Genomic DNA, 14070 nt, shown 5'->3' with positions numbered 1-14070 from the left:
GCGGGGGAGGCGCGGGGGCAGTGCGGGCCGTCACCGGTCCGGGCCGCGTTCACACGGGTCGGCGGTGACAAATGTCATCGGCCCGGGAGGCTGCCCCCGGGAACGACGAAGGGCCCCTCTTCCGAGGGGCCCTTCACACTGAGCGGACGACGAGATTCGAACTCGCGACCCTCACCTTGGCAAGGTGATGCTCTACCAACTGAGCTACGTCCGCACGATCTTCGGTTGTACTGCGGTACCGCTTGAACTACGAGCGGACGACGAGATTCGAACTCGCGACCCTCACCTTGGCAAGGTGATGCTCTACCAACTGAGCTACGTCCGCATGGTGGTTGTCGGGCCACCGGTTGCCTCCCCGGATCTCTCCGGTTGCGGCGACAGGAAGAACTGTACCGCATCGCAAGAGGTGGTCGCCCCACCCTTTCCACCGGTCCGGCGGGGGCAGGGCGACCGCGCTCGCGCCGCAGGTCAGTTGGCCTCGGCGAACTGCTCGTAGACGTGCTTGGGGATGCGGCCGCGGGCCGGCAGTTCCATTCCGCGGGACTGCGCCCAGGCACGCACGGCGGCCGGGTCCGGGGTGAGCGCGGTGCGGCGGAAGGACTTTCCGGCGCGGCTCTGGCGGCGGCCGGCCGCGACGAACGGGGCGAGCGCCTCCCGGAGCTTCTCCGCGTTGTCCTGCGACAGGTCGATCTCGTACGACTTCCCGTCGACACCGAAGTGGACGGTCTCCGCGGCGGCGCCGCCGTCCAGGTCGTCGGAGAGCGTGACGACTACACGCTGAGCCATGGGTGTCAATCCTCTCGGGCAATTCGCGAGCGCGTCCGGGCAGGCAGGAACCCGCGCTGATGTGCAGCGCCCGCCGTCACCGGTGGGCCCTATTCTGCACCCAAAGGGGAGGGAAATCGAAGGGATGCGCTTTCTTTTTCCGGATATTCACGAGACTTCGCCCCGTGCGGGATAGCGGTGGATCGGGCTGGCCGTTCTGTCCCGTAGTGCCGGTATTCGGCCGGTCCGCAAGGGGGCGTGATAACGGTCGAAAAGGGACGGCGTGGTGGCGCTCGGGGGCGCTGGAACCCTTGGGGCGTAAGGGGTGGAGGTCTACGCGCGTCGCCCCGACCGGCCCGCAAACTCACCCGAATGCCCCGGTAGTCTGGAGGTCCCCCCGCCTCACGCACCACACCAACGGGAGTGCCAGTGGCTCGCGTCGTAGTCGACGTCATGCTCAAGCCCGAGATCCTCGACCCCCAGGGCCAGGCGGTGCAGCGCGCACTGCCCCGCCTCGGATTCGCCGGGATCGCCGATGTCCGCCAGGGCAAGCGTTTCGAACTGGAGGTGGAGGGTCCGGTCGACGAGGCCGCCCTCGCCAAGATCCGCGAAGCCGCCGAGACCTTCCTGGCGAACACCGTGATCGAGGACTTCACCGTCCGGATCGAGGAGGAGGGCAAGTGACCACCCGCGTAGGCGTCGTCACTTTCCCCGGCTCGCTCGACGACCGCGACGCCCAGCGCGCGGTCCGCCTGGCCGGCGCCGAGCCGGTCGCCCTCTGGCACCGTGACCAGGATCTCCACCAGGTCGACGCGGTCGTCCTGCCCGGGGGTTTCTCCTACGGTGACTATCTGCGCTGCGGGGCCATCTCCCGCTTCTCGCCGGTGATGGAGACCATCATCGAGCAGGCGAAGCTCGGAATGCCGGTCCTCGGTATCTGCAACGGGTTCCAGGTGCTCTGCGAATCGCACCTGCTGCCCGGCGCGCTCACCCGGAACGACTCGCTGCACTTCGTCTGCCGCGACCAGAAGCTCCGGATCGAGAACGCCGAGACGGCCTGGACCAAGGATTACTCCGCGGGCCAGGAAATCGTCGTGCCGCTCAAGAACGGCGAGGGCCGGTTCGTCGCCGAGGAGCGCGTGCTGGACCAGCTGGAGGGCGAAGGCCGCATCGTCGCACGGTACTTGGACCTGAACCCGAACGGTTCGTACCGCGACATCGCCGGCATCACCAACGCGGCCGGCAATGTGGTCGGCCTGATGCCGCACCCCGAGCACGCCGTCGAGCCGCTCACCGGGCCGACCACCGAGGGCCTGGGCTTCTTCACTTCCGTCCTCAAGCAGTTGGTGAACGCCTGATGTCCCTCGACACGGTCAAGAACGCCGAGCAGACCCCGGACTCCGCGCAGCCCTGGGCCGAACTCGGGCTCAAGGAAGACGAGTACGCGAAGATCCGCGAGATCCTCGGCCGCCGTCCCACCGGGGCCGAGCTGGCGATGTACTCGGTCATGTGGTCCGAGCACTGCTCCTACAAGAGCTCCAAGGTGCACCTCAAGCAGTTCGGCGAGAAGAAGCCGGACAGCGACGCGATGCTGGTCGGCATCGGCGAGAACGCCGGTGTGGTCGACGTGGGCCAGGGTTACGCGGTGACCTTCAAGGTCGAGTCGCACAACCACCCCTCGTACATCGAGCCCTACCAGGGCGCGGCCACCGGCATCGGCGGCATCGTCCGCGACATCCTGGCGATGGGCGCCCGCCCGGTCGCCGTGATGGACCCGCTGCGCTTCGGTGCGGCCGACCACCCGGACACCCGGCGGGTGCTGCCCGGGATCGTCGCGGGCATCGGCGGCTACGGCAACTGCCTGGGCCTGCCGAACATCGGCGGCGAGGTCGTCTTCGACTCCTGCTACCAGGGCAACCCGCTGGTCAACGCGCTCTGCGTGGGCGTGATGAAGCACGAGGACATCCACCTCGCGCAGGCCAGCGGCGCCGGCAACAAGGTCATCCTGTACGGAGCCCGGACCGGCGGCGACGGCATCGGCGGCGTCTCGGTGCTGGCGTCCGAGACCTTCGACGACACCAAGCCCGCCAAGCGGCCCGCCGTCCAGGTCGGTGACCCGTTCCAGGAGAAGCTCCTGATCGAGTGCACCCTGGAGATCTTCGCCGAGAAGCTGGTGCTCGGCATCCAGGACCTCGGCGGCGCCGGGCTCTCCTGCGCCACCTCGGAGTTGGCCTCGGCCGGCTCCGGCGGCATGCGGATCGAGCTGGACACCGTGCCGCTGCGCGACAACACGCTCTCGCCGGAGGAGATCCTCATGAGCGAGTCGCAGGAGCGCATGTGCGCCATCGTCGAGCCCGACAAGGTCGCCCGCTTCCTGGAGATCTGCGAGAAGTGGGACGTCATCGCCACGGTCATCGGTGAGGTGACCGAGGGCGAGCGGCTGGAGATCTTCTGGCACGGCGAGCAGGTCGTCGACGTGCCGCCGCGCTCCGTCGCGCACGACGGCCCGACCTACAACCGCCCGTTCGCGCGGCCGAGTTGGCAGGACGCGCTGCAGGCCGACGCGCCCACCGCCGAGCGGCTGGCCCGCCCGGCCAACGGTGACGAGCTCAAGGCGGCCCTGCTCGCGGTGGCCTCCTCGCCGAACCAGGCCTCCAAGTCCTGGATCACCGACCAGTACGACCGCTACGTGCTCGGCAACACCGTGCTCTCGCACGGTGAGGACTCCGGCATGATCCGGATCGACGACGAGACCAACCTCGGCGTCTCGGTCGCCACCGACGGCAACGGCCGCTACGCCAAGCTGGACCCGTACACCGGTGCCCAGCTGGCGCTGGCCGAGGCGTACCGCAACGTCGCGGCCGGCGGTGCCAAGCCGCTCGCCGTCTCGGACTGCCTCAACTTCGGCTCCCCCGAGGACCCGGACGTGATGTGGCAGTTCGCCGAGGCGACCCGCGGCCTGGCCGACGCCTGCCTGGTGCTCGGCACCCCGGTCACCGGCGGCAACGTCTCGCTGTACAACCAGACCGGCGAGGTCGCCATCCACCCGACCCCCGTGGTCGCGGTGCTCGGCGTCATCGACGACGTCACCCGCCGCACCCCGGTCGCCTTCGGCGAGCAGGGGCAGCTGCTCTACCTGCTCGGCGACACCGAGGACGAGCTCGGCGGCTCGGCCTGGACCGAGGTCGTGCATGGTCACCTGGGCGGCCTGCCGCCCAAGTTGGACCTGGAGCGCGAGCGGCTGCTCGGCGAGATCCTGATCGCCGCCTCCCGGGACGGCATGATCGACGCGGCCCACGACCTCTCCGACGGCGGCCTGGGCCAGGCCCTGGTGGAGAGCTGCCTCAAGGGCGGCAACGGCGCGCGCGTCGTGGTCCCCGAGGGCATGGACCCGTTCGTGTTCCTGTTCTCCGAGTCGGCCGGCCGGGCCGTGGTGGCCGTGCCGCGCAGCGAGGAGCTCCGGTTCAACGACATGTGCGGCGCCCGTGGCCTGCCCGCCACCCGGATCGGTGTGGTCGACGGTGACGTGCTGGAGGTCCAGGGCCAGTTCAGCGTCCCGCTGGCCGAGCTCAAGGACGCGCACACCGGTGTGATCGAGGCGCTGCTCGCCTGACGGCGGATCAGCAGTCTCACCAGGTGAAGGGGCGGCCCGGTCGGGCCGCCCCTTCGCTGTAGGCTCGCGAGATGGCGAACTCCGCGAAGAAGGCCCGCAGTTACGACCCCGCCAAGGTGCGCGCCGCGCTGGCCGGGCAGAGCGCGGCGCTGCGTGCCGCCGTGCACGAGCTGTGCGCCCGCCCCGAGGCCGAGCAACTGCTGGCCCGGCCGACCAGGCTGGGGGAGTGGAACGTCCGGCAGCTGATCGCCCACCTCGGCTTCTGCCTGGACTGGCTGCCCCGGCACCTGGACGAGCCGGTGCCGGCCGGGGCGGCCATCCCGCTGGTGGAGTGGCCGGGCCTGACCCGGAGCGCCGCCGAGGCCATCTCGGCCGCCGTGGTCGAGCACGCCGAGGGTGCCTTCGCCGGCTCCCCGGCCCAGGTGGCGAAGGAGTTCGACGCGGCCTGCGACCTGCTGCTGGAGACCCTGGAGCGGCCCGAAACCGCCGACCCGGCACGGCGGTTCGTGATCCGCTTCGGCCCGATCCTGCTGGCCGACTTCCTGGTCACCCGGCTGGTCGAGACCGTGGTGCACGCGGACGACCTGGCCGCCGCCCTGGAGCTGCCCGCCTTCCCGCACGACCGGCAGGCGCTGGCCGCCGTCACCCGGCTGCTGGCCGACGCCTTCGCCGACCGGGCGCCCGGCGGCGCGGTCGAGCTGCGCATCCCCCCGTACGCCGTCGTCCAGGCCGTCGAGGGCCCCCGCCACACCCGGGGCACCCCGCCCAACGTGGTCGAGACCGACCCGCTCACCTGGATCCGGCTGGCCACCGGCCGCACCGACTGGGCCGCCGCCGAGCACGGCGCGCAGCTGCGGGCCAGCGGCGAGCGCAGCGACCTCTCCCCGTACCTCCCGGTGCTGGGCTGAGGGGGCGTCAGCTCACTTGCGGGCCGGGCCGGAGATGTACTTGCCGGCCTCGGTGTAGGGCCAGGCGTTGGAGACGCAGCCCTCCAGGCCGTAGATCTGCTGCATCATCGCCGGGGCGGGCTTGCCCGCGCCGCCGCAGCCCTCGTGGCCGTGGCCGATGAAGTGGCCCACCTCGTGGTTGACGATCAGCGCGCGGTACTCCTCGATCGGGCCGCTGAACTGCGGGGAGCCGATGGTCCAGCGCTTGGTGTTGACCATCACGGCGTCGCCGACGTTGCAGTTCACCTCGCCGCCGGTGTTCAGCCCGGCCTTGCCGCAGACCGCGTCCACGGTGTCGGGCGAGGCGATCTTGACCGAGAAGTTGGCCGGGCCGGAGGCGACCAGTTGGAAGGAGTGCTTGCCGTCGGCGGTCCAGCCGCGCTTGTCGGCGAGGATCTTCTGCACCTGGTCGGTGGCGGTGGCGGCGTCGATGCCTATGCCGTCCTCCACTTCCACCTTGTACTTGCGCAGGGTGCTGCCCTTGCCGACCACCGGGCCATTGGCCTGCACCGTGCTGAAGGTGCCCTTGCCCTTCTCCACCACCTCGACCGGAGTCGGGCTGGGCGTCGGCGCGGGCTCGGGCGCGGGCGGCTGGGCCGGCGGCGTGCCCTCGGCCGCCGGGACGGCCCGGGCCTGGGTGGTGGCGGGGGCGGTGGGCTCGCCGTCGGAGCCGGTGAGGTTGAAGGCGGTGACCCCGAGCACGGCCAGCGCCCCGGTCAGACCGACCAGCAGCACCAGCCGGCGCCGCCGGACCGCCTGCTGCCGCCGTCGGGCGGCGGCGGCCCGTCGCCGGGTCGGTGCGGGGGCGCCCGCGCGGCGAGCGCGGGGGGCCGGGTTGCTCCTGGGGTTGGATCGCACTACGGATGCTCTCTGGTCGCCTGGCAGGACTCGACGCGCTGTCCCTCAGGACGATACCCGGCGCCCTTCCGGTTGCCGACGACCGGATCACCGGGGGAGCCGGACGGCCGGGTACCGGGCGGGAGGCGACAGCCGTACCGCCGAACGGGCAGACTGGCACGCATGAGTATTCACCAGAACCTCCTCGGTGGCCCCGAGCCGACCCGGCTGCCGGAGGACGAGCAGCCCTACCGGATGCTGGGCGAGGAGTCGGCCTCGCCGACCCAGGTCGCCGCCGCGTTCCCGACCTTCTCGCTGGCCTGGGCGATGCTGGCCGACGACGCGTACGACGCCGGCCGGGTGGTCGAGTCCTACGCCTACGCCCGCACCGGTTACCACCGGGGCCTGGACTCGCTGCGGCGGGCCGGCTGGAAGGGCCACGGCCCGGTGCCGTGGGAGCACCGGGGCAACCGGGGCTTCCTGCGCTGCCTGGCCGCGCTGGCCCGGGCCGCCGAGGAGATCAAGGAGACCGAGGAGGCCGAGCGCTGCTGGCAGTTCCTCAAGGACAGCAGCGCCGAGGCGTACGCCGAGCTGAAGCAGTAGTCGCGCACGCGCAGGAGCCCCGGCCCGTCACGGGCCGGGGCTCCTGCGCGTTCACGCCCTACTTGATGCGCTTGCCGGCCGAGCGCAGCTGCTGCGCGGCCTCCAGCACGCGGGCGGCCATGCCGGCCTCGGCCAGCTTGCCCCAGGTGCGCGGGTCGTAGGTGTTCTTCTTGCCGACCTCGCCGTCGACCTTCAGCACGCCGTCGTAGTTGCTGAACATGTGCGCCACCACCGGGCGGGTGAAGGCGTACTGGGTGTCGGTGTCGAGGTTCATCTTCACGACGCCGTTCTCCAGCGCGGTGGCGATCTCCTCGGCGGTGGAGCCCGAGCCGCCGTGGAAGACGAAGTCGAACGGGTCCTGCTTGCCGTACTGCTTGCCGATCTCGTCCTGCAGGTCGCGGAGCAGCTCCGGCTTCAGCACGACGTTGCCCGGCTTGTAGACGCCGTGCACGTTGCCGAACGAGGCGGCCAGCAGGTAGCGGCCCTTCTCGCCCAGGCCGAGCGCCTCGGCGGTGCGGACCGCGTCGTTCACCGTGGTGTAGAGCTCGTCGTTGATCTCGTGGGTGACGCCGTCCTCCTCGCCGCCGGTCGGGGTGATCTCGACCTCGAGGATGATCTTCGCGGCGGCGGCCTGGGCCAGCAGCTCCTGGCCGATGGCCAGGTTGTCGGCCAGGGTCTCGGCCGAGCCGTCCCACATGTGCGACTGGAACAGCGGGTTGCGGCCCTGGGCCACGCGCTCGGCGGAGACCGCGATCAGCGGGCGGACGTAGGCGTCCAGCTTGTCCTTGGGGCAGTGGTCGGTGTGCAGCGCGACGGTGATGTCGTACTTGGCCGCCACGATGTGGGCGAACTCGGCCAGCGCCACCGCGCCGGTGACCATGTCCTTGTTGTGCTGGCCGCCGAGGAACTCCGCGCCGCCGGTCGAGATCTGGATGATGCCGTCGCTCTCGGCCTCGGCGAAGCCGCGCAGGGCGGCATGCAGGGTCTGCGACGAGGTGACGTTGATGGCCGGGTAGGCGAACTTGCCCGCCTTGGCCCGGTCGAGCATCTCGTTGTAGACCTCGGGAGTTGCGATGGGCATGCGAATTCGCTCCTGTCGGTGCTCGGCGTACGGACGACCTGTCCGACGCTCGGTACGCCTTCGGTACGACGCGCGGTGCCGGCTGCCGTCGCGGCTCTGCGGTGCGGCTCCGGTACCCCGGTTCGACGGAGTCCGTCGCGGTGTGCACTTGAGGGTGGGTGCGACCGCGGGCCGGACACCTGTGCCATCTTCCCAGACTCGGCCCCCGGAGACACCCATGGGCCCGCTGGTTGGGACGGTTGGTGTCGGAGGAGGGGCCGGAGGTCCCCGGGACGGGAGGGACCTTCAGCCTCCCGCAAGGCCGGGGCGCTATCCTGCGCGCGTGGACTACAACCAGCTCGCCGTCAATCTGCTCGACGCCAAATCGCTCGTCGCATCGGTCGGTGTGATCGGCATCCTGGCGATCATCTTCGCCGAGACCGGCCTGCTGGTCGGGTTCTTCTTCCCGGGCGACTCGCTGCTCATCCTGGCCGGCGTGGCCGCCTCCAGCGCAGCCGAGAAGGTGCTCGGGGAGGGGGCGCAGATGTCGATCGCGGCCCTGCTGATCGGCGCCCCGCTGTGCGCCATCGCCGGGGCCCAGCTGGGGCACCTGTTCGGGGTCAAGGTCGGGCCCAAGATGTTCGACAAGCCGGACTCGAAGATCTTCCGCCGCGAGTTCGTGGTGAAGGCGGAGGAGTACTTCGACAAGTTCGGCCCGGCCAAGGCCGTGGTGCTGGCCCGCTTCATCCCGATCGTGCGGACCTTCCTCAACCCGGTCGCGGGCGTGCTGGAGATGCCGGCCAAGACCTTCTTCGTGTGGAACGTGATCGGCGGCCTGCTGTGGACCGAGTCCATGCTGCTGATCGGCTACTTCACCGGTGACCAGCTGGCGCCGGTGATCGACAAGTACCTGATCCCGGCGATGCTGCTGATCATCCTGGTCTCGCTGTCGCCGGTCTTCATCGAGGTCTGGCGCGAGCGCAAGAAGCGGAAGGCCGGCGGCGCGGCGGCCGAGCAGGCCCCGGTCGAGGCGGCCGGCAACGGCCGGCACCGCAAGGGCTGATCCCCCGTCACGCGCGAGTGGCCCGCCGTTTCACGTGAAACACGTGAAACGGCGGGCCACCGTCATGTGGCCGTCCGTCAGAGGCCGAGGTCGTCCAGGTCGTAGGCGGTGACGTACTCCAGGCCCGCCTCGGCGATGGCCGGGGCCGCGCCGCGCTCGACGATCACCGCGACGCCGACCACCTCGGCGCCCGCCTCGCGGAGCGCCTCGACGGCGGTCAGCACCGAGCCGCCGGTGGTGGAGGTGTCCTCGACCGCCAGCACCCGGCGGCCCTTGACGTCCGGGCCCTCGATCCGGCGCTGCAGGCCGTGCGCCTTGCCCGCCTTGCGGACCACGAAGGCGTCCAGCTTCCGGCCGCGGGCGGCGGCGGCGTGCAGCATCGCGGCGGCCACCGGGTCGGCGCCGAGGGTCAGGCCGCCGACGGCGTCGTACTCCAGGTGCGCGGAGGCGTCCAGCATGACCGAACCGACCAGCGGGGCGGCCTCGGCGTCCAGGGTGATCCGGCGGAGGTCGACGTAGTAGTCGGCCTCCTTGCCGGAGGAGAGGGTGACCTTGCCGTGCACGACGGCCTTGTCCTTGATCTGCGCCAGCAGGGCGTCGCGGTCGTTGCTCATGGGCAGTCAGTCTACGGGCGGGTGGTCGTCGCCCCGGTCGGTGCCCGGCGCCGCCACGCAGTCGGCCGGTCGGCCCGGCCCGGCCCGGTCAGCGCCTGCGCAGGGCGCGGACCAGCACCACCGCACCGCCCAGCAGCACCGCCCCGCCGCCGATCACCCAGGGCAGCGGGCTGCGGTCGGCCGGGGCCACCGCCTCCGGGCCGCCCCAGCGGGTGGCCGCCCGGGCGCGGGCGCTGCGGGCCGGCAGGGCCGGGGCGTAGCGCCCGCGCGGCGGGGCGTGGTCCACCTCCTCGGCCGACCGGCCGACGATGCTGCGGCGGACCGGGCCGGTGGCGGCCGGATCGGTCAGGTACTCCAGGGCCGGCTCGGGCACGGGGTGCAGCTCCGGCTCGGGCTGCTCGGGCCGCTCGACCGGGGTGGCCTCCTCGGGGAGGTCGTCGGAGAACGCGATCAGGTCGGAGAGGTCGTCGTCCAGGTCGGCGGAGAAGCCGCCCGCGTGGTCCTCCAGGTAGACCACGGTGGCCTCCGGCGGCTCGGCGCCGCTCAGCTCGGCCGCCAGGTCGGCCGCGAAGCGGTCCAGCAGGCGGCGACCGGTGGCGGCCAGGGTGGCGGAGTCGAACTCGGTGAGCCGGCCGGTGGCGGACAGGTCGCCGGTGAAGCGCAGCGTGCAGGACGCCGGGGCGCCCTCCGGGTCGGCACCGGGCTCGGTGCCGGGGCCGGGCCGGACCGAGAGCCGGACGGTGGCCGTCACCTCGCCGCTGCCGCGCGCCTCCTGACCCTCCGCCAGGACGGTCAGCACGCCCTCGCGGCCCTCGATCAGGGAGAGCTCGCCCCGGTAGGTGATGGTCGATCCGCCGATTCGCAGGCGCAGGCGCCCGACGCCGCCGGGCTCCTCGTCGGTGGTCAGCCCGGGGACGCAGCGGGAGAGCAGCTCCTGGTCCCGCAGGGCCTCCTGGACGGTGGCGGCGGGCAGCTGGACGACAACCTCATGCTCCATGCCAGCGAGCCTACCCACCCGGGGTGGCGGGGGAGCAGAGGCCGCACGCACCAGGGCCGATCGGGGGTTGGGCGGGGGTGGCGGCAGGTGCGGCTCCCTCCGGGGGCGGGGTGCCTGTTGGGGGTGGGGAGTGGTCGTGGGTGCAGCCGGCTCGTGTGCCCCGGGCCGGGGGTGGGGTGTCTGCTGGTCCGCGCGGTTCCCCGCGCTCCTTGGGGCCTTCGGCCCCGAAGCAGCGGGTGTGTGGGGAGTGGTCGTGGGTGTAGCCGGCTCGTGTGCCCCGAGCTGGGGGTGGGGTGTCTGCCGGTTCGCGCGGTTCCCCGCGCCCCTTGGGGCCTTCGGTCCCGAAGGACCCGAGGAGCTGGGGGGCGTCAGCCGAGCAGGGTCCGGGGGGATGGCAGGGGGTCGGGGCGGGTGGTGGCGAGGGCGGCGGCTGCGGTGCGCAGGCGGTCGGTGGTGAGTGAGCGGGTCGGGGTGGTGAGGGAGAGGACCGGCGGGGTGCGGGCGGCGAGGACGAAGGTGGCGGGGGAGCGGGGACCGCGCGGGCAGTTCCGCGGGCCGTCTGCGGCGGGGTAGGGGGAGGTGCGCAGCCCGGCGGCGCGGAGGGTGGCCTCGGCGGGCCAGAGGTCCTCGGCCCGGACCGCGAGTCGGCCCCCCGGTGCGAGCAGTCGGGCGGCCAGCCCGTAGAACTCCTGGGTGTCGTACGGCCGCCCGCGCAGCTCGCTGAGCACCACGTCGTAGGAGCCGTCCGCGCCGCGCAGCCAGCGCAGCGGGTCGCCCGTCACCAGCCGGACCCGGGGGTCGGCCAGCGAGTGCTCGCCGAGGGCGGCGAGGGCGGCGTCCCGGCGGGCCAGGTCGGCCAGCGCCGGATCGGGCTCGACCACCACGACGGCCCGCACCGCCGGGTGCCGGAGCACCTCGCGCAGGGCCAGGCCGTCGCCGCCGCCGAGCAGCAGCACCCGGCCGGCCGGCCCGCCGCCGAGCGCGGGGTGGGTGAGCGCCTCGTGCTCGCGGTACTCGTCCGGGCCGCAGACCGTCAGCCGGCCGTCCAGGTAGAGCTCCAGCGGGCCGCGCTGCGCGGGCACCCGGGGAGCGGCCGGGCCGGCGGGGGCGGCGTCGCCGGTGAGCACGATCTCCTGGAGCCGGCTCTGCAGGGCCAGCCGGACCTGGGCGCCGTAGAGGGCCTGCCGGGCGGCGCGTTCGATCGCGTCGGTGCAGGCGGCGGCGACGGCCAGGGCGACCAGGACCAGGCCGCAGCCGGTCCAGAGCAGGATCCGGGTGCGGGGTGACACCTCGTCACGGAACAGCCGGAGCACCACCGCCGCGCCGGCGATGGCGTTGACCGCGCCGGTGAGCAGGGCGCCGGTGCTCTGGCCGAGCTGCGGCAGCAGGACGAACGGGAAGGCCAGCCCGCCGACCAGGGCGCCGACGTAGTCGGCGGCGAACAGGTCGGCGGCGGCCCGGCCGGCGTCCTCCCGGCGGATCCGCTGGATCAGGGTCATCAGCAGCGGGATCTCCGCGCCGATCAGCACGCCGATCAGGAAGGTGGCGCCGACCACCCCGGCCAGGGTGGCGCCGTGCTGGTCCAGCCGGGCCCAGGCCCAGTAGAGCAGCAGGACGGAGGTGCCGCCGGTGAGGGCGAGCGCGCACTCGATCAGCGCGAAGGAGGCGGCGGGTCGGCGAGTCAGCCGCTTGGCCAGCAGCGAGCCGACCCCCATGGCGAACACCATCACGGAGAGCACCACCGAGGTCTGGGTGGTGGTGTCCCCGAGCAGCTGGCCGCCGAGGGCGACCAGTTCGAGTTCGTACACCAGCCCGCAGGCGGCGCAGACGAAGGCCGCCAGCAGCACCAGCAGCCGGGCCGCCCGGGCCCGGCCGCGCAGCGGTGCCGGGCGGCCGGCGGTGTCCCGGGCCCGGACCGCGCTCGCCCCGATCACGGCCAGTCCGGCCGGGTCGTCGGGAGCGGGGCGCGGACGGAGGGGCGGGCCCGGTGGATGGTTGATCACGAACAAACGCTAGGCGAGGTGGGCGGCCGGACGCTGCACCCATTCGACGGACTTGACGGTGCGGGGAATTGACGTTTCATCACCATGGATGACCCCCGGGGCGGTCCGGTTCGGACGCGTTTCCGAAGATCGTCAACGAGGACCGGGTACAGACCAGCCGCCCCTCCTGCGGGTAGGCGTGCCAGGTCCGCCAGAGCACCCGCTGCTCGTCCCCGTGCGCGACCAGCGCGGTGAAGGCGCTCGGGTCGCCCGGGAAGACCCCGGCCAGCGCGTACGGATGCCCCTCCACCAGCGCCAGCAGCTCCTGGGCCCGGGCCGCGAAGACGTGCGGCGAGAGCTCCTCGATCCGGGCCGCGAACTCGTACTCCCACCCGCCGACCTGCTTGGCCACCCGGGCGGGCAGCGGAGTCTGACGGCCCGGCAGGCAGGCGACCGTCTCCAGGCACTCGCCGGGCCCGGCCGCCAGGATCACCTGGTGGGAGGCGCCGAGCAGTCTGAGCTGCAGCGTGCCGCCGGCCAGCCGACCGGGCGGCGTGCTGCCGATGCGGTCGAGTCTGAGGTCCCGCACCGCGAGCGCGGGCAGCGGACTGCCGCCCAGGCACCAGGCCAGGTCACCGGCTCGGGTGTCCGTGTAGGAGGTCTGCAGTGTGGTGAGCATGCTGGGCTCCGCGTTTCAGCTCCGTGCGCGCCCGCCGCAAGCGTCCGGCCCGGCGTTGGCGTCGGGGTCGTTCGAAGCTGTGCGGTCCGTGGCGCGGCCGACCGTGGAAGGAAGGATTCCGGCTGGAGATTCAGCAGCAGAGAAGCACGAATTCTCCGGGTCCGTCAGGGATTTACCCAGCTTTGCCCGGCATTCACCGTTCTGGCTACACCCTCTGCCCTGGTGTGATCAACCCGGTGCATGACTCTGAGCAACACGCGCCCCCCAGCCCGGAGTGTGCGCCGTTCACCACGGGTGTGCGCTGGGCGTATTCGCCCGGCGCGCCGGGACCGTTCCATCATCTGCCCGGACGTGGACTCCGGGCCGTTCCTGCATCCGGGTGGCGGACCGTCGGCTCCGGCTCGGTGCAGGAGGTGGTGAGAGGAGCGAAGCACGGACTCGCCCAGCGTCATTTCCGACGGGGCCGTCATGCCCGGAGGATTCGCCGACGGGGGTGAGGTCGGGCAGCTGCTCGCCGACTCGTCGACGCCGCGATGGACCGGCGCCGGATGTCGGTCGACCGTCCCGAGGAGGGGGTGCGCACCATTGCGGTCCGACCGGCCCGGCAGGCCGAACGCGAGATCGTCTGCCCGGTACCCGCGCCGTGCGGCCATGAGGTCGTCCAGGCCGCCCCCGCCCTGTCGGCACAGCTCCGGGAGCTCCGGCGCGATGGCCGGCAACTCGCCGTCCAAGCCCGCCTGTTCGGGCACCCGGATCACCGTCGCCCGGTCGGTGACGTTCCCACCGCGCTCCCGCCGGATGTCCAGCAGCGCCCGGAACGCCCGGTGCCGGTCACCCAGGGTGCCGAGCAGGCGGGTGGAGCCGTCGACGGTCTCCCGGCCGAGGCCGTACCTGGTCCCGGAAGTGCGTT

13 protein-coding genes and 2 tRNA genes are annotated in these 14070 nt (G+C 72.6%); 6 read left to right on the top strand and 9 right to left on the bottom strand.

Features of this window, described 5'->3' with window-relative positions; all coding sequences use genetic code 11:
- Window positions 1-141: 141 nt before the first annotated feature.
- The 3 genes from ACIRBX_RS06015 to ACIRBX_RS06005 form a co-directional block, all read right to left on the bottom strand.
- Window positions 142-214: transfer RNA gene (locus tag ACIRBX_RS06015), tRNA-Gly, on the bottom strand.
- A gap of 38 nt (window positions 215-252) precedes the next feature.
- Window positions 253-325, bottom strand: a tRNA-Gly gene (locus tag ACIRBX_RS06010).
- Window positions 326-468: 143 nt separating this feature from the next.
- Entirely contained in the window at window positions 469-786 is a 318-nt protein-coding gene (locus tag ACIRBX_RS06005; protein WP_396293113.1) for an Lsr2 family protein, read from the bottom strand.
- Window positions 787-1194: 408 nt separating this feature from the next.
- Here ACIRBX_RS06005 and purS point away from each other — a divergent pair, with 408 nt between their 5' ends.
- The 4 genes from purS to ACIRBX_RS05985 all read left to right on the top strand — a co-directional run bounded on the left by purS (window position 1195) and on the right by ACIRBX_RS05985 (window position 5286).
- Window positions 1195-1449 (top strand): phosphoribosylformylglycinamidine synthase subunit PurS, encoded by a 255-nt coding sequence (gene purS / locus ACIRBX_RS06000; RefSeq protein WP_402293994.1) that lies wholly within the window; start codon window positions 1195-1197, stop codon window positions 1447-1449.
- On the top strand, window positions 1446-2123 hold the full coding sequence (gene purQ, locus ACIRBX_RS05995; RefSeq protein ID WP_402293993.1) for a phosphoribosylformylglycinamidine synthase subunit PurQ: 678 nt from the start codon (window positions 1446-1448) through the stop codon (window positions 2121-2123). The genes purS and purQ overlap by 4 nt, the downstream gene beginning before the upstream one ends.
- Entirely contained in the window at window positions 2123-4378 is a 2256-nt protein-coding gene (gene purL, locus ACIRBX_RS05990; protein WP_402293992.1) for a phosphoribosylformylglycinamidine synthase subunit PurL, read from the top strand. Before purQ ends, purL begins: the two co-directional genes overlap by 1 nt.
- Before the next feature lie 71 nt (window positions 4379-4449).
- Window positions 4450-5286, top strand: coding sequence for a sterol carrier family protein (locus ACIRBX_RS05985; protein ID WP_402293991.1), 837 nt, complete (start codon window positions 4450-4452; stop codon window positions 5284-5286).
- Window positions 5287-5298: 12 nt separating this feature from the next.
- On the opposite strand, the gene ACIRBX_RS05980 is transcribed toward ACIRBX_RS05985, so the two are convergent.
- Window positions 5299-6183, bottom strand: a complete 885-nt coding sequence (locus ACIRBX_RS05980; protein ID WP_402293990.1) for a DUF3152 domain-containing protein — start codon at window positions 6181-6183, stop codon at window positions 5299-5301.
- A 162-nt stretch (window positions 6184-6345) separates the two neighbouring features.
- On the opposite strand from ACIRBX_RS05980, the gene ACIRBX_RS05975 reads away from it, so the two are divergent.
- A complete protein-coding gene (locus ACIRBX_RS05975; RefSeq protein ID WP_402293989.1) occupies window positions 6346-6765 on the top strand; it encodes a DUF3151 domain-containing protein in 420 nt (139 codons plus the stop codon).
- A gap of 58 nt (window positions 6766-6823) precedes the next feature.
- On the opposite strand, the gene fbaA is transcribed toward ACIRBX_RS05975, so the two are convergent.
- Window positions 6824-7846, bottom strand: a complete 1023-nt coding sequence (fbaA, locus tag ACIRBX_RS05970; protein ID WP_345289970.1) for a class II fructose-bisphosphate aldolase — start codon at window positions 7844-7846, stop codon at window positions 6824-6826.
- Between the two features lie 322 nt (window positions 7847-8168).
- On the opposite strand from fbaA, the gene ACIRBX_RS05965 reads away from it, so the two are divergent.
- On the top strand, window positions 8169-8888 hold the full coding sequence (locus tag ACIRBX_RS05965) for a DedA family protein (protein WP_402293988.1): 720 nt from the start codon (window positions 8169-8171) through the stop codon (window positions 8886-8888).
- Between the two features lie 77 nt (window positions 8889-8965).
- On the opposite strand, the gene pyrE is transcribed toward ACIRBX_RS05965, so the two are convergent.
- The 4 genes from pyrE to ACIRBX_RS05945 all read right to left on the bottom strand — a co-directional run bounded on the left by pyrE (window position 8966) and on the right by ACIRBX_RS05945 (window position 13160).
- A complete protein-coding gene (gene pyrE / locus ACIRBX_RS05960; RefSeq protein ID WP_345289968.1) occupies window positions 8966-9502 on the bottom strand; it encodes an orotate phosphoribosyltransferase in 537 nt (178 codons plus the stop codon).
- A gap of 88 nt (window positions 9503-9590) precedes the next feature.
- A complete protein-coding gene (locus ACIRBX_RS05955) occupies window positions 9591-10499 on the bottom strand; it encodes a carbon monoxide dehydrogenase subunit G (RefSeq protein ID WP_402293987.1) in 909 nt (302 codons plus the stop codon).
- Between the two features lie 368 nt (window positions 10500-10867).
- Window positions 10868-12502, bottom strand: coding sequence for a spermidine synthase (locus tag ACIRBX_RS05950; protein ID WP_402293986.1), 1635 nt, complete (start codon window positions 12500-12502; stop codon window positions 10868-10870).
- A gap of 79 nt (window positions 12503-12581) precedes the next feature.
- Window positions 12582-13160: a DUF2617 family protein gene (locus ACIRBX_RS05945; RefSeq protein ID WP_402293985.1), complete on the bottom strand. Its 579-nt coding sequence runs from the start codon at window positions 13158-13160 to the stop codon at window positions 12582-12584.
- Window positions 13161-14070: the final 910 nt, after the last annotated feature.

This window comes from Kitasatospora sp. NPDC096147 (genome assembly GCF_044763225.1).
GTDB lineage: Bacteria > Actinomycetota > Actinomycetes > Streptomycetales > Streptomycetaceae > Kitasatospora.
Note: the sequence above shows the minus strand (reverse complement) of the source record. Positions and strands in the feature narration are given on the sequence as shown.

Excerpts from the sequence above, each read along its gene's own strand:
- ACIRBX_RS05985 (WP_402293991.1), top strand. The coding sequence starts at position 4,450 with ATGGCGAACTCCGCGAAGAAGGCCCGCAGTTACGACCCCGCCAAGGTG.
- ACIRBX_RS05975 (WP_402293989.1), top strand. The coding sequence starts at position 6,346 with ATGAGTATTCACCAGAACCTCCTCGGTGGCCCCGAGCCGACCCGGCTG.
- purL (WP_402293992.1), top strand. The coding sequence starts at position 2,123 with ATGTCCCTCGACACGGTCAAGAACGCCGAGCAGACCCCGGACTCCGCG.
- ACIRBX_RS06005 (WP_396293113.1), bottom strand. The coding sequence starts at position 786 with ATGGCTCAGCGTGTAGTCGTCACGCTCTCCGACGACCTGGACGGCGGC.
- fbaA (WP_345289970.1), bottom strand. The coding sequence starts at position 7,846 with ATGCCCATCGCAACTCCCGAGGTCTACAACGAGATGCTCGACCGGGCC.
- ACIRBX_RS05955 (WP_402293987.1), bottom strand. The coding sequence starts at position 10,499 with ATGGAGCATGAGGTTGTCGTCCAGCTGCCCGCCGCCACCGTCCAGGAG.
- pyrE (WP_345289968.1), bottom strand. The coding sequence starts at position 9,502 with ATGAGCAACGACCGCGACGCCCTGCTGGCGCAGATCAAGGACAAGGCC.
- ACIRBX_RS05945 (WP_402293985.1), bottom strand. The coding sequence starts at position 13,160 with ATGCTCACCACACTGCAGACCTCCTACACGGACACCCGAGCCGGTGAC.